16 protein-coding genes are annotated in these 13,634 nt (G+C 37.3%); 9 read left to right on the top strand and 7 right to left on the bottom strand.

The window, feature by feature from the left end; translation table 11 throughout:
- Positions 1-8 precede the first annotated feature (8 nt).
- Positions 9-314, bottom strand: a complete 306-nt coding sequence (locus tag BM371_RS02185; RefSeq protein ID WP_034675283.1) for a DUF4134 domain-containing protein — start codon at positions 312-314, stop codon at positions 9-11.
- Positions 315-497: 183 nt separating this feature from the next.
- Here BM371_RS02185 and BM371_RS02180 point away from each other — a divergent pair, with 183 nt between their 5' ends.
- Genes BM371_RS02180 through arsB form a run of 5 tightly spaced genes read left to right on the top strand, consistent with a single transcriptional unit; the run spans position 498 to position 3,537 of the window.
- On the top strand, positions 498-824 hold the full coding sequence (locus BM371_RS02180) for an ArsR/SmtB family transcription factor (RefSeq protein WP_034675280.1): 327 nt from the start codon (positions 498-500) through the stop codon (positions 822-824).
- Positions 825-880: 56 nt separating this feature from the next.
- Positions 881-1,354, top strand: coding sequence for a DUF6428 family protein (locus BM371_RS02175; protein ID WP_034675277.1), 474 nt, complete (start codon positions 881-883; stop codon positions 1,352-1,354).
- Between the two features lie 10 nt (positions 1,355-1,364).
- Positions 1,365-1,856, top strand: coding sequence for a GNAT family N-acetyltransferase (locus BM371_RS02170; RefSeq protein WP_034675274.1), 492 nt, complete (start codon positions 1,365-1,367; stop codon positions 1,854-1,856).
- 10 nt (positions 1,857-1,866) lie between these two features.
- Positions 1,867-2,478 (top strand): low molecular weight phosphatase family protein, encoded by a 612-nt coding sequence (locus tag BM371_RS02165; protein WP_034675272.1) that lies wholly within the window; start codon positions 1,867-1,869, stop codon positions 2,476-2,478.
- Positions 2,479-2,481: 3 nt separating this feature from the next.
- Positions 2,482-3,537, top strand: coding sequence for an ACR3 family arsenite efflux transporter (gene arsB / locus BM371_RS02160; protein WP_034675270.1), 1,056 nt, complete (start codon positions 2,482-2,484; stop codon positions 3,535-3,537).
- An 18-nt stretch (positions 3,538-3,555) separates the two neighbouring features.
- Here the strand turns inward: arsB and BM371_RS02155 are convergent, their stop codons facing one another.
- From BM371_RS02155 to BM371_RS02145, 3 genes are read right to left on the bottom strand one after another with little or no spacing between them, the layout of a single operon-like run.
- A complete protein-coding gene (locus tag BM371_RS02155) occupies positions 3,556-4,179 on the bottom strand; it encodes a hypothetical protein (protein ID WP_034675268.1) in 624 nt (207 codons plus the stop codon).
- Positions 4,180-4,191: 12 nt separating this feature from the next.
- Entirely contained in the window at positions 4,192-4,587 is a 396-nt protein-coding gene (locus BM371_RS02150; protein WP_034675264.1) for a DUF3408 domain-containing protein, read from the bottom strand.
- A 4-nt stretch (positions 4,588-4,591) separates the two neighbouring features.
- Positions 4,592-5,359 (bottom strand): ParA family protein, encoded by a 768-nt coding sequence (locus BM371_RS02145; RefSeq protein WP_034675261.1) that lies wholly within the window; start codon positions 5,357-5,359, stop codon positions 4,592-4,594.
- A gap of 660 nt (positions 5,360-6,019) precedes the next feature.
- Here BM371_RS02145 and mobA point away from each other — a divergent pair.
- Together mobA and mobB are read left to right on the top strand one after the other, a co-directional pair.
- Positions 6,020-6,457 (top strand): conjugal transfer protein MobA, encoded by a 438-nt coding sequence (gene mobA, locus BM371_RS02140; RefSeq protein ID WP_034677260.1) that lies wholly within the window; start codon positions 6,020-6,022, stop codon positions 6,455-6,457.
- A gap of 1 nt (position 6,458) precedes the next feature.
- Complete coding sequence (gene mobB, locus BM371_RS02135; RefSeq protein ID WP_034675258.1) at positions 6,459-7,745, top strand: conjugal transfer protein MobB; 1,287 nt, start codon at positions 6,459-6,461, stop codon at positions 7,743-7,745.
- A 72-nt stretch (positions 7,746-7,817) separates the two neighbouring features.
- Here the strand turns inward: mobB and BM371_RS02130 are convergent, their stop codons facing one another.
- A complete protein-coding gene (locus BM371_RS02130) occupies positions 7,818-8,105 on the bottom strand; it encodes a hypothetical protein (protein WP_034675256.1) in 288 nt (95 codons plus the stop codon).
- A 183-nt stretch (positions 8,106-8,288) separates the two neighbouring features.
- Here BM371_RS02130 and mobC point away from each other — a divergent pair, with 183 nt between their 5' ends.
- A complete protein-coding gene (gene mobC / locus BM371_RS02125; protein WP_034675253.1) occupies positions 8,289-10,289 on the top strand; it encodes a conjugal transfer protein MobC in 2,001 nt (666 codons plus the stop codon).
- A 50-nt stretch (positions 10,290-10,339) separates the two neighbouring features.
- Here mobC and BM371_RS02120 read toward each other — a convergent pair whose 3' ends face one another.
- Complete coding sequence (locus BM371_RS02120) at positions 10,340-11,185, bottom strand: RteC domain-containing protein (RefSeq protein ID WP_034675250.1); 846 nt, start codon at positions 11,183-11,185, stop codon at positions 10,340-10,342.
- Between the two features lie 46 nt (positions 11,186-11,231).
- Positions 11,232-12,941 carry a helix-turn-helix domain-containing protein gene (locus BM371_RS02115; protein ID WP_034675247.1) on the bottom strand — a complete coding sequence of 570 codons (1,710 nt, stop codon included), beginning with the start codon at positions 12,939-12,941 and terminating at the stop codon, positions 11,232-11,234.
- 276 nt (positions 12,942-13,217) lie between these two features.
- Between BM371_RS02115 and BM371_RS02110 the strand changes: the two genes are divergently transcribed.
- Positions 13,218-13,439, top strand: a complete 222-nt coding sequence (locus BM371_RS02110; RefSeq protein WP_034675244.1) for a hypothetical protein — start codon at positions 13,218-13,220, stop codon at positions 13,437-13,439.
- The last annotated feature ends 195 nt before the right edge of the window (positions 13,440-13,634 follow it).

Raw genomic sequence — 13,634 nt, 5'->3', positions numbered from 1 at the left:
CAAAAAATTTAAAGGAAGAATGAGCGAAGGATCGTTGCTGCCACGATCAGAAAGATACATGCACCAAACCAGCTCGCCGCTGTTTTGCTGGTATCGGGATCACCGCTGCTGAATTTGTTGTAGACCTTGACCCCACCGATCAGTCCGACGACTGCCCCGATTGCATAAATTAGTTGTGTAGCCGGCTCAAAATATGAGGTGACCATTTGTGTGGCTTCATTGATTCCTGCGGTACCGTTGCCTTGAGCAAAGGCACCCGTAACTGCTATAAAGGTCAGACCTAAAAGCAGCAGTTTTTTTCTTTGTTTTTCCATTTTTAAACACCTTAAATTGTTATGGTGTGCCGCACTTTGCGGAACTATGGGACAAAGATGTCTGGGTGATGGAATTAATTTAGGAGAATGGCGGTTTAGGGAATCTTTTGGCAGTTAAACAGCATAAAAATATTTGATAGTTAAATTTTTTATCGTAATATTGCAATATGTAATTACAAAATTATGGGAGCTACTAAGACAGAACATTTTACAGATAAACAAAATCAAATTGCAACTATTGCAAAAGCATTAGGACATCCTGCCAGAATAGCAATTATTGAGTATTTGATGAAAGTCAATGAGTGCATCTGTGGAGATATTGTGAACGAATTGCCTTTAGCTCAACCAACCGTTTCCCAACATTTAAAAGAACTGAAAAATGCAGGGATTATAAAAGGTAATATTTCTGGAAACGCTATCTGCTATTGTATAGACGAAAAAACAATAGAGATTCTAAATACTTATTTTTCCGCAATAGTACAAACGGTTACTAAATTAAAATGCTGTTAAGTATTTTTTTTTATTAATATATCGCAATATTGCATTTAAACTATAAAGATTTAAATATGAAATTAGCAGAAGTAAAACAAATTTTGCCCACGTTAGAAAATGTTGAATTTCAACTAGAAAATGGAACTTTTGTTCCGGAACATTTTCACGTTACGGAAGTAGGAATGATTAATAAAAACTTTATCGATTGTGGCGGAGTCATCCGTTCAGAGAAGGTTGTGAATTTTCAGCTTTGGAATGCAGACGATTTTGAACACCGTTTGAAGCCTAACAAATTACTCAACATTATCAAACTTTCCGAGGATAAATTAGGAATCGAGGATTTTGATATTGAAGTTGAATATCAAAGTGATACGATTGGAAAATATGAACTAGAATTCAATGGGAAAACATTTATTCTAAAAAATAAGACTACAGCTTGTTTAGCACAGGACGCTTGTGGAATTCCATCAGAAAAAGAAAAGAAAAACTTATCCGAACTTAATGTAAATCAAAACAATTCTTGCACACCAGGTGGCGGATGTTGCTAATTCAGTTGTTATGGAAATAAAGCCGATTACCAAAGAAAATTTTCCAGAGTTGGTAGAAATCTATGGTCAGGGATTAGCAACCAACATTGCCACTTTTCAAAATGATTTGCCAATATGGGAAGATTGGGATAAAGGACACCTTAATTTTTGCAGGATCAGTATTTATGAAAATAACGAAATGCTTGGATGGGCTGCATTATCTCCTGTCTCCAGCAGATGTGTTTATTCGGGCGTAGCTGAAGTAAGTATTTATGTAGCAACAATTGCAAGAGGAAAAGGGATTGGTGAAATTTTGTTGAATGAATTGATCAAGCAAAGTGAGTCAAATGAAATATGGACTTTACAATCCGGGATATTTGCAGAAAACCAAAATAGCATCAAATTACACGAGAAATGTGGTTTCAGGATCGTCGGCTACAGGGAAAAAATTGGAAGAAAGAATGGGGTTTGGAAAGACACTGTCTTGATGGAATGCAGGAGTAAAATTACTGGAATCAACTAAAAATAACATTATGTATTCAGCATTAGCAAAAACTATCGAAAAAATAGCGTCAAAAAAAATCAATGAAGAACGTAAAACCGCGTTGAAACCTCTGATAGATTTTATTCAGCAAAAAGTAGACGATAAGAAGGACATCAATATCAATTTCATCTGTACCCACAATTCACGCAGAAGCCATTTAGCGCAGATCTGGGCACAGGTAGCATCAAAATATTTTAATATTCCTGAAGTGCATTGTTTTTCTGGAGGTACAGAAGAAACTGCATTATTTCCGAAAGTTTCGGAGACACTGATAAATCAGGGCTTAACTATTTTCAGAATTTCAGACAATGATAATCCTGTACATGCTATAAAGTACAGCGAGAACGCTTTACCTATCATTGGTTTTTCAAAAAAATACGACAGTCCCTTCAATCCTATCTCCGAATTTGCAGCAATTATGACGTGTTCGCAGGCAGACGGAGGATGTCCCTTCATTGCAGGCGCAGAAAAAAGAATTCCCATTACATACGAAGATCCTAAACTTTCAGACAACACACCAGAGCACTCACAGGTTTATGCACAGCGAAGCTTAGAGATAGCAAATGAAATGTTTTATGTATTTTCTATGATTAAAAATTAATTGATGCAACCAAAACTAAAATTCCTCGACCGCTTTCTTACCATATGGATTTTTTTAGCAATGCTTTTGGGTGTTGGGTTGGGATATTTCTTTCCTGATATTTCTACTGTCACAAATTCTTTATCTGTCGGAACAACTAATATTCCTTTAGCAATAGGCTTGATTTTGATGATGTATCCACCTTTGGCAAAAGTGGATTATACTCTATTACCAATGGCTTTTAAAGATAAAAAGGTGATGTCGGTATCATTACTACTCAATTGGATTATCAGCCCTATTTTAATGTTCGTTTTGGCAATTATTTTTCTAAGAGATGAGCCAGACTATATGATTGGTCTAATTTTGATCGGTCTGGCAAGATGTATTGCAATGGTAATTGTCTGGAACGATTTAGGAAAAGGTAATCGGGAGTACGCAGCTCTGCTGATCGCATTGAACAGTATTTTCCAATTGGTGTTCTATAGTTCCTATGTTTGGCTTTTCATAAATGTATTACCACAAAAACTTGGCTTAGGAAATTTTAACGTTGCTGTGCCAATGAAAGATGTTGCCGAGAGTGTATCCATTTATTTAGGAATCCCTTTTATTGCAGGATTTTTGAGCCGTTACTTCTTTATCAAATTAAAAGGAAAGGAATGGTTCAATAGAAAATTCATTCCGGCTATCTCACCTGTAACATTGTATGCATTGCTGTTTACCATAGTACTGATGTTCAGCTTGAAGGGAGACAAAATTTTAGAGCTGCCAATGGATGTTGTTAAAGTTGCAATCCCATTAGTGATTTACTTTGTTCTCACCTTCTTCCTCAGCTTTTTTATTAGTAAGGCATTGAAAGTACCGTACGACACAAATGCATCTATTGCTTTTACAGCGACAGGAAACAATTTTGAATTGGCTATTGCTGTTGCTATAGCAGTTTTTGGAATCCATTCTTCACAAGCATTTGTTGGGGTAATTGGGCCACTGGTAGAAGTACCAGTGCTGATACTGCTGGTTAAAGTGAGTCTCTGGCTTAAGAAAAAATACTATGGTAATGCTAATTTAAATGAGCTTATATAAAACATAAGGGGAATTTGTCTAAACAAACTCCCCAATATCGAAACCTTCCACATCATCTTTACGCTTAAAAGAAATGTCATCATCTTCATTCGAAATACTCTTGCTCAGTAAATCGGCAATTCGCTTTGAAGCATCATCCAGTGAATTTTCTAAAAGATCAAAAAGCTCGGTTCCATGAATTTTTTGAATGATGTGAACTGCTTGTTTTTCTAAGTCAGGCTCCAGCACATCATGCTGAAGCAACTGTCCCGCAGTACTCAATTCCTGAAAGGTAACCCCCGTGGCAAACCCGCTTTCTATTTTAGGATCATCCTGGTAACGCCAATCTTCTTCCTCGTCTTCCTGATCATTATTTTTGACCAGTATCTCGTCAAGTTCTTTCTTTGAAGCCATCTTTTCAATTACTTCCTCTTTGGTTTCTCGATCAAAATTATTTCCTTTTGTTACGATAGGTTCGCCTTGGCCTTGATCGACATCAGATGGCTGTAACTTTCTTTCTTCTAACCTTGTTCTTCCCATAACAGAGGGCAAAGCTTGGTGAGTGTCAGTACTATTTTCCTTAGGATGATGATTTGTAGATTTCCTCTCCCACAATAGTAGGATAATTATAAGTAATAGTGCTATGATGATTAATTGTTCCATTAAGATGATAGATTAAAAGATTGGACGGTATTTATTGTTGAAATCATTAGTGATCTCTTTTTCAAACGTTTCGAAGTGGTACGCCAAAATATTATCTAGATAAGCATATAGAGGGATCTGATCGTCGGCAATGATCTGGATGATCCGGGAAAGTCTTTCATGATATTCTGGACGAATATAGATACTTTTATCACCACGCTTGGTCATGGTGTGATGCGTAAGAAACTGATCAGCGTAAGTGATTCCAACACTTTTTTTGTTGTTTATTCTTTGCTTCTCAGGCTGCTTTTCCTTTTTAGAATTAAGTTCCTGGCTCTGCGATTCCTTCTTGCTGCTGCCAGCCATGATAGACATCAGATATTGTTCATCAATATTGTTGTCTTCATTGTTCTTTTTATCACTGTCCATCTTTTCACAATTTTACAATTCTTAAAAATTCCTCCATAAATTGATCAAGCCGGCATAATGTCATCAACTTAGGGTCTGCTGGCAGTAATGTCGAACGGAAAACAGTTTTTGCAACCCTCTCCCCTTCTTTGCGAAATCTCTTACTGTCTGTGATCGATGTTTCCATCAATTGAAGTCCGAGATCTTTGATCACCTTATTGTAATTTTCATACAGCGGTGTTTTCTCTCTACCATCGACCTGGTTCCAGAACAGCTGTATGCTTTTGATCTCCGTATGCTTTTTCTTCATCAGGACATTGGTAAGGACATCCGTAAAACTAAGGGTACTTTCAATAACGACCCTATCCGCAGTTATGGGTGAAAAGATATAGTGAACATTGGCGAGTGTACTCAAAATACCAGCCGTATTGACTGTTCCGGGTAGATCAAGAAAAACGATATCCGGCACAACTTCGGAATTATCAACATACACTTCAAGCTCTTGCAAAACCGTATCGGTCTTGCTCTGGAAAATAGGATAGGCTTTTTTATTGATGGTTGTAAATTGCTTATGAGCTATTTTTTTTAATACCTCATTTTGCATCACTGTTTTCAGATCCCTTTCCCTCATCTGTATCAAACTGTACTGCGGAAAGTCACAGTCGAACACAGCGACTTGATATCCTAACCGGTAATGAAGGATACTTGCCAACAATGCTGTGAAGGTACTTTTTCCCACCCCTCCCTTTTGAGTGGAAAAGGCGATAATGACTGGTTGTTTTTTTGTTTCCATTTTTTTGATTTTTTAGTTGAACATTGGTTAACGATACTTCTAGAGTGACAGCTGGCTGGCAGGCTCAAATCACATCCTGCTTTCCTGCAATCTTGGGCAATTGAAAGCATATCTGACTTCCAACTGTAGGACAAGAATTCAATAAGTCAGTGGGTTCTTCCTGAAAGGATCCTGTACTTCCATCAGGTTGGAATACCTGACCGATCTTTATCTTGTGCTATTGCATTCCGGATATCCTGACTGACGTCTGGAAAGTTCGAATGCCTGCCTTCAAGAACTCAAACGATTTTGCTATACATCAGTCCTGCATACATTCTGGTACAAATAAATAACATCCGGCTGCACTCAGCTTCTAAGTGGTTGTCTTTGACTCACAATGGATTTGTTTGGCCTTATGAACTTTAGAGAGTCTGTAAAGCATTGTAGTTTACTTTGTCAAAGCTTAGTTGACTGGTTTAAAGCTATCAACCTTTAAACAGAGGAAGAACCTGTAAGACTGAATTGAATCAAATCTATTATGGGTCTAACCTTTCACCCTAAAGGGGCAAGTTGTGTTTTGGGCATCTCGAAACGTTTTCGGATGCTCAAAACAACTTGCCCTTGCAGGGGGCAGAAAAACAATCTCCGAAGTCGATGTTTTAAAAATTAATTGGATAAATGATGAGTGAACATAATGGTAAACCACAGAAAAAGACAGGACGGCGTCCAAAGGCGGATCCTGCCAAGATTCGATATACGATCTCATTTAATGAACATGAGCATTCCCGCTTTCTTGAACTTTTTGACCAGTCGGGAATGAACGTGAAGGCTCATTTTATAACAGCCTGTATTTTCGAAAAGACGATCAAGACTGTCAAAGTGGATAAGGGAACAATGGATTTCTATATGAGACTAACCTCTTTTCACAGCCAATTTCGGGCTGTTGGGGTCAATTATAATCAGATGGTTAAACTGTTATACACCAATTTTTCAGAGAAAAAAGCAGCTGCTATTCTATATAAACTGGAGAGACAGACATTGGAAATGGTCGATATCTTTAAAAAAGTGATGCAGTTAACAGAAGAATTTGATCATAAGCATTTGAAAAATCCTGAGTAATATGATCGCAAAAATTGGAAGAAGCAGTAATCTTTTTGGCACACTGTCCTATAATAATTCAAAAATGGAACAGGATAAAGGAGAAATTCTGATGACCAATAAAATGATTGAAACAGCTGACGGGAAGTATTCTGTTGCTCAATTAGCGAGATCATTTGAACCTTACCTATTGGCGAACCGAAATACCGAAAAACATACGCTTCATATTTCCCTAAATCCTGATCCCAAAGACAAGGTTTCCGACGAGAAATACAGAGAACTTGCCCAGCTCTATATGAATGAAATGGGTTATGGCGATCAGCCTTTCATTGTGTTCAAGCATACCGATATTGACCGCAGCCATATCCATATTGTTTCAGTTTGTGTAGATGAAGAAGGAAAAAAGATCTCTGATCAATTTGAAAAGATCCGTTCGATGAAAGTCTGCCGGGAACTGGAGAAGAAATTCGGTCTTATATCCGCAGTTGAGAAACAGCCTAAGCAAAATCAAAAGATCTTTCGACCGGTTAATTTTAAATCCGGAGATATCAAAAGCCAGATTGCATCGGTAATACGACATATACCCTCCTACTACCAATTTCAATCGTTAGGGGAATATAATGCGCTGCTTTCACTATTTAATATTACTGTGGAGAAAGTGGAGGGAGAATTACAAGGCCAATCAAAAAAAGGATTGCTGTATTTTCCTTTAGATGACCAAGGAAAAAAGGCAGGAAATCCTGTCAAGGCATCTTTGTTTGGAAAAATTTCAGGAATCGATGCTCTCGAAAAACACTTTACCGCCTGTAAAAACAAAGGTAATGTTCAACTCGTCAAACAAAATTTGAAAAGATCGATTATTAAAGCTCATCATTCTTCAAAAGATGAGCAGGCATTTAAAAATAAATTGAAAAAAGAGGGAATTGATATCGTTGTCCGTAAAAATGACAACAGCAGGATCTATGGAATCACTTTTATTGATCACAAATCAAGAACAGTATGGAACGGCTCAAGATTGGGGAAAGAGTTTTCTGCTAATAATTTTAATGATTATTGGAATAATAACATTAGACCTGAAATTGAAATACCTGATCAAATGCAAACAAAAAAATCGCAGCCAACCAATGCAAATCAACCTCCTGAAGAATATGATCGTCACTTTGACTTTCTCAATGATTCTGAACAATACAGTGACATCTTTATTGAAACACTGGGTATATTGATACCTAGATCGCCTAACAACAATTATGAGGAAGAGCATTTTACAGATAAGATAAGGAAGAGGAAAAAACGTAGAAGAGGGCAATAGAGATAAAATCGGTACTACGATTATATTGCAATGAAATTAATCGATAGTACCTACTTTAGTTCTGTTATTTAGCTAAATCTTATTCCAATTTTGAGCAACAAAATTTTTCAGCTCTTCTCTCATCACTATATTGCTGGCGTGAGGAAGTCTTAGTATTTTTTCGACTTTCTGAAAACTCTCTTTCGTTTTTGGTACTTGATATCCTTTTACAAAAGCATTGCAGAAATAAACAACCTCATAACGTTCTTTTTTATTCACGCGCTCTCTGTCACGAATTGCTGTATAATGAGGATTGTCCCCCTGTGTTGTAGTGTTTTCATAGTCTTTATTGACTAAATCATTTTCGTCAAATTCAATCATAATATATTTATTTAAAGTTGATTAAAATTAAGATATTTTATGTAAGTCATTATGCGGTTTTCCGTAAGTATCTTAAGTTTTATTTTTTATGGCCAAACACAGCCATCAAAAGCCGCTAACTGCCATTTTCCATAGCCGGACGACACGACCTTTATATTCATACCGCACATTAAAAAAAACAATATGCAGGGAGAAGACGATTTGAGGGGACTTGCCAAAATAATGGCTTTGATGAGAGCCGTCAGTGTGATATTGGTTTTGATGCATTTTTATTGGTATTGCTACAGTTTTTTTAATGATCGTGGATGGAGTTTAGAGCTGGTCAATAAGATGCTTCAAAACTTTGATCGGGCAGCAGGTTTATTCAGCAAACCAATTTATTCAAAACTTTTCGTAATGGTGTTGTTGGGTCTGAGCTGTCTTGGTACCAAAGGTGTAAAAAATGAAAAGATCACATGGCAGAAGATATTGGTTGCTTTAGGTTTGGGCGTTTTATTCTTCTTTTTTAGCATACCCCTTTTAAAACTGTCATCGGATTTTGTGGCTCCCTTATATATATTGTCAACTGGTTCGGGTTATATTTTCTTGATGATGGCTGGTGTATGGATGAGCAGGCTTCTTAAACATAATTTAATGGATGATGTATTCAATAGTGAAAATGAAAGCTTCCAACAGGAGACCAAACTGCTTTATAACGAATTCTCAGTCAATCTGCCTACCAAATTTTACTATCAGGGGAAATGGCATGCTGGTTGGATCAATGTAGTGAATCCTTTTCGCGCTACCATTGTTCTGGGTACGCCTGGATCGGGAAAATCCTATGCTGTAGTCAACAACTATATAAAACAGCATATTGAAAAAGGATTCTCAATGTACATCTACGATTTTAAATTTGATGATCTTTCGATCATTGCATACAATCATCTTTTACATCATTCTGAAGGTTATCAGATAAAGCCTAAATTTTACATCATCAACTTTGATGATCCTGGAAAAAGTCATCGGTGCAATCCATTAAATCCGAGCTTTATGACGGACATCTCTGACGCCTATGAAGCGGCCTATACGATTATGCTGAATCTGAACCGGAGCTGGATTCAAAAGCAGGGCGACTTCTTCGTGGAGAGCCCTATTATCCTTTTAGCGGCCATCATTTGGTTTCTGAAGATTTATGAGGATGGTAAATACTGTACTTTCCCCCACGCTATAGAACTATTGAATAAGAAATATGAGGATGTCTTCACGATCCTGACCTCTTACTCCGAATTGGAAAACTACCTCTCCCCTTTTATGGATGCCTGGCAGGGGGGCGCACAGGATCAGTTGCAGGGACAGATTGCCTCAGCAAAGATCCCCTTGTCCCGAATGATCTCCCCACAATTGTATTGGGTAATGACCGGAGATGATTTTTCGTTGGATATCAATAATCCGAAAGAACCGAAGATTTTGTGTGTAGGCAATAATCCGGATCGGCAGAATATATATTCAGCAGCACTGGGACTTTATAATTCAAGGATTGTCAAACTGATCAATAAGAAAGGACAGCTAAAAAGCTCGGTCATTATTGATGAGCTACCCACCATCTATTTTAGAGGATTGGATAATCTGATCGCTACCGCCAGAAGCAACAAGGTTTCTGTCTGCCTGGGATTTCAGGATTTCTCACAGCTAGCAAGAGATTATGGGGATAAAGAAAGCAAGGTCATCCAGAATACCGTCGGGAATATTTTCAGTGGACAGGTGGTTGGAGAAACGGCAAAATCCCTATCCGAAAGGTTTGGCAAGGTTTTGCAGAAAAGGCAAAGCATCTCCATCAATAGAAATGATACTTCAACATCCATTTCAACACAATTGGACAGCCTGATCCCGGCCTCTAAGATCTCAACATTGACACAGGGCGTTTTTGTTGGTGCAGTTTCCGACAATTTCGATGAAAGGATCGAACAGAAAATTTTCCATTCAGAGATCGTCGTTGACACCGTTAAACTTTCTGTGGAAGAAAAGAATTATCAAAGAATACCTCAGATCCGCTCATTTGTCGATGGGCAGGGAATCGACTGTATGCAGGAAGAAATTATAGCCAACTATAAAAATATTAAAGCTGATATCCTTATGATTATCCGTGATGAAATGGAAAGAATTTCAAATGATCCCGATCTTAAACATCTGATCAATAAAGATTAAATAAAAACCTCAAACATAAATTTACATATCTGAGGTTTTAAAAATTTTGATCACTCGCCGTCTGTATTTAAAAAATATTGATTGAGATGATCAGTGACCAGATTTAAAAACTTGGTGGGCCCCTGCTTTCTGTTGCGGATCTCAAAAATCGTTTTGTGAAAGTTGCCCAGATCCGTGTCCAAAGATTTTTCTACAAATTTGATCACCTCACTAAGTTCTATATTGCCTCCATTAAAACAGCGCATTTGATACAGCGCATAAACCAATTCGATCAAACCGACCTTGGATGCAGACCATACCAATGGTGACAAGGTTTTAGTACTGACATTATCACTTAAGTTTTCAAGTTGTTTTTTCAGGTATTTGTCCATCTGCTGGCTGGCCATGAATCTCGCTATCAGATGATCATGAGAAGTGGTGAAGCTGGTGTCGAAATTGTAGAAGCCGAATGATAATTTCATTTTCAGGTCGTATGAATTCCTGACAAACACCTTATGGTCGAGATAGGTTGCCTCTCTACGGTAATAGCCGTAAAATTCTGCCTGTTCAAGATAAAAGTTTTTGAGTTTTTCCTGTTCTGCCTCGTAATATTTTTTCAAGGTCTTGTTCCCGGCATTCGGTTTATGGGATTCGAGGTCTAAAATTGTGGAATAGTAGATGAATTTTGAAATGAACTGAGGCTTTAGTTTTTTGAAGAAATGAACCTCTTCGGCGATGGTTTCAAAATGATGGTTGGTGATCATCTCCTTTAACTTTCTGATGGATTCATCGATCAGTATCAGTGAACGCTCTGCGACCTTGACCATGTCTTCATCATCGTCATACACTTCGTTGATCCTTAACTCTAATTCGTCATACAATTGAGCGATCTTTCTAAAAATAGTTCTTGTTACCATGTCCTTTTTTTAGAAAATTACAAAAAATCCTTTATTCATGCCACTATCAGGCAATTCCCAATTCCTGTTTGCGCTTCTTGATGTAATCGGTCGGTCGTATGCCGTTGATATCAAAGAAAAGGTTCGAGAAATTCTGACGGGATGCGATGCCGCACTCTTTCGCCAAAGCCTCAATGGTGAAGCGGAGGTACATGTTATTGGTATTGAGCAAATTGGTGATATAGTTGATCCTGAGCTCAGCTATATATTTATTGAAGTTCATCCCTTTGTGTTCATTGATGTAGACCGACAGATAATGGGAATTGGTTGATAGCTTTACCGCAACGTCCTTTTCGGTCAGTCCTTTCTTCAAAAATTGCCTTTCCAGTTCAAATTTTTCCAGTTTTTCTCTGATCTCAATGCTCATTTCTGGTGTCAAGGAGGTTTTCCTTGATGTGTCTTCAACATTTTCGTCTTGTACAATATCTTTGACAATATAAGTACCGTCAGATATTCTTTTTTGAAGCATGTCATACTGTTTTTTTATTTTCCGGTCTTTACTGTAACGCACGATAAGTAAACCAATGACAATGCTTCCAGAGAATATGAGGGCCTTTGCAAATTTTATTTTTCTTTGGCTGGACTTCTCCATATCATCCTGTTGCTCGATCAATGTTCTACGGTCATAATCTTTATGAAGTTTGGAGGACAGATAAGGATAATCTTTTGAGATGGCACTGTCAGCTTTAAGAAGTTGATTGGTATAATAAAGCTGTTTGCTCTCATCAATATTATTATTTTTATAATATTCAATAAGATAATGATAGCTCCTGTAAACTTCAGGGAGTATAAATTGATGCTTTTCGAAGATCTTGTCTATTTCACCATAGTAATGGATGGCCTGACCTGCATTATTTTGAGCTTCGGAGATCTTGCCTAAATGGTAATAAATGACCGAAGCCCATGCGAAGTCATTTCGCTTCAAAATAACAGGCAATGCTCTTTCCAGGTCTTTCTTTGCCTCAGCGTAATTTTTCTTATGAAATTTTGAGATGCCTATGCATTTAAGAAAATAACTGTTTTCAAGTGCAAAATCGTGATCATTTAAGGTCAATTGATAGCCCAACCGGCTAAGGCTGTCACTTTTCACGAAGTTTTTAAGATATCTGTTGACGACGGTCATTTGGTGAAGACTATTCAAATAAGCCTTTTTGTAATTGAACTTCTCATTATCATGAAGGACATATTTTGGTTTTGACGAATAAAAAGTAACACAGTCCTGAAAATGTTCAAGGGCTTCGTCATAATACCCCAAATGTTCTTTGACAATCCCCAAATGATAGATCACCTTATAATGATGATACTTATCATTTGATCCTTTTGAATATTGATAAGCTTTTAGATATTGATCCAAAGCGAGCTTATATTTTTTTTGATAGAAATAGTAGATGATTCCCTTACTTAAATAATCTTTGCTGATGTCATCACTGGTTCCGTACTTTAAGCTGACCGCTAAGGCACTGTCGGCATACTTGATTTTATTATGGCTGTCAAACTGCCTCCCATCTCTATAACCCTGAATTAATCTCTGAAAGTTATTTTCGTTTTTTGCTTTCGTGATATACAATTTCACATAGGGCATTGCATCCATGTCATCAATGGTCATTTTTTCGTAGTGCTTTCTGATCTCACTGAAAGTCCTTTCTTTTTTTTTCTGGGAAAATAGCAGGTGTGAAAATGCAGAAAACAGGACGAGAAAGTAATTTAACTTTTTCATATACTGATTATTAGAACCTCACCATTTCAAAATTAAACATTTTGTGTTTAAATAAGACAGTTTTCAAGGCGTTGCAAGCTTCTTATAACTGATAAGCTACAATCCACGATCTATAAGGCTTTACAGGCTATTTATCCCTGTATCAATTTTAAAATTGAGACGTATCTATTTTAAAATGGGTCCATAGAGTAGTTTTTTTCGTGGCTTCAGCCGGATAACTTTGGCTTCAGAATTCTAATACAATCCGGCCGGGATAACCAACCAAAAAAATTAAAAATGAAAAAGTTTATCCCAATTTTTAGTATAACGATAGCTTCAGTTTTTATGCAAAACTGTACCCATCGAGATGAGGAAATCAATGTGCGTGATGAGCAATCTGATCAGATAGAAAAAACCATCATGATGAAAGGAGATTCTGCCAAAACATCAGGAGAAATTGTAGATCCTGACCCGCCGGTAAGAGATGGTGACAACTGGCGGCTTGTTCCGAATAATTAATCACTTTACATGACCTATGATTCCCCTAACCTCCATATCAGTTGTCACAGGCTTACCATGTCCGGAAAGCGGCATCTGGGAAAGTATGGGGAATTTTAGAACGACTGTCACCTTATTCAAGGGTGAGAAAATGCCTGACTATTGTGGAAGGAAGATCAAATGGAGATTGATTCAAGTCTGTTAAACAACTAAGCA

It is taken from the genome of Chryseobacterium formosense, from assembly GCF_900116415.1.
GTDB classification, from domain to species: Bacteria; Bacteroidota; Bacteroidia; order Flavobacteriales; family Weeksellaceae; genus Chryseobacterium; species Chryseobacterium formosense.
Note: the sequence above shows the minus strand (reverse complement) of the source record. Positions and strands in the feature narration are given on the sequence as shown.

What these genes read in the sequence shown, in the direction of transcription:
- BM371_RS02185 (WP_034675283.1), bottom strand. Translation starts at nt 314, where the DNA reads ATGGAAAAACAAAGAAAAAAACTGCTGCTTTTAGGTCTGACCTTTATA.
- BM371_RS02180 (WP_034675280.1), top strand. Translation starts at nt 498, where the DNA reads ATGGGAGCTACTAAGACAGAACATTTTACAGATAAACAAAATCAAATT.
- BM371_RS02175 (WP_034675277.1), top strand. Translation starts at nt 881, where the DNA reads ATGAAATTAGCAGAAGTAAAACAAATTTTGCCCACGTTAGAAAATGTT.
- BM371_RS02170 (WP_034675274.1), top strand. Translation starts at nt 1,365, where the DNA reads ATGGAAATAAAGCCGATTACCAAAGAAAATTTTCCAGAGTTGGTAGAA.
- BM371_RS02165 (WP_034675272.1), top strand. Translation starts at nt 1,867, where the DNA reads ATGTATTCAGCATTAGCAAAAACTATCGAAAAAATAGCGTCAAAAAAA.
- arsB (WP_034675270.1), top strand. Translation starts at nt 2,482, where the DNA reads ATGCAACCAAAACTAAAATTCCTCGACCGCTTTCTTACCATATGGATT.
- BM371_RS02155 (WP_034675268.1), bottom strand. Translation starts at nt 4,179, where the DNA reads ATGGAACAATTAATCATCATAGCACTATTACTTATAATTATCCTACTA.
- BM371_RS02150 (WP_034675264.1), bottom strand. Translation starts at nt 4,587, where the DNA reads ATGGACAGTGATAAAAAGAACAATGAAGACAACAATATTGATGAACAA.
- BM371_RS02145 (WP_034675261.1), bottom strand. Translation starts at nt 5,359, where the DNA reads ATGGAAACAAAAAAACAACCAGTCATTATCGCCTTTTCCACTCAAAAG.
- mobA (WP_034677260.1), top strand. Translation starts at nt 6,020, where the DNA reads ATGAGTGAACATAATGGTAAACCACAGAAAAAGACAGGACGGCGTCCA.
- mobB (WP_034675258.1), top strand. Translation starts at nt 6,459, where the DNA reads ATGATCGCAAAAATTGGAAGAAGCAGTAATCTTTTTGGCACACTGTCC.
- BM371_RS02130 (WP_034675256.1), bottom strand. Translation starts at nt 8,105, where the DNA reads ATGATTGAATTTGACGAAAATGATTTAGTCAATAAAGACTATGAAAAC.
- mobC (WP_034675253.1), top strand. Translation starts at nt 8,289, where the DNA reads ATGCAGGGAGAAGACGATTTGAGGGGACTTGCCAAAATAATGGCTTTG.
- BM371_RS02120 (WP_034675250.1), bottom strand. Translation starts at nt 11,185, where the DNA reads ATGGTAACAAGAACTATTTTTAGAAAGATCGCTCAATTGTATGACGAA.
- BM371_RS02115 (WP_034675247.1), bottom strand. Translation starts at nt 12,941, where the DNA reads ATGAAAAAGTTAAATTACTTTCTCGTCCTGTTTTCTGCATTTTCACAC.
- BM371_RS02110 (WP_034675244.1), top strand. Translation starts at nt 13,218, where the DNA reads ATGAAAAAGTTTATCCCAATTTTTAGTATAACGATAGCTTCAGTTTTT.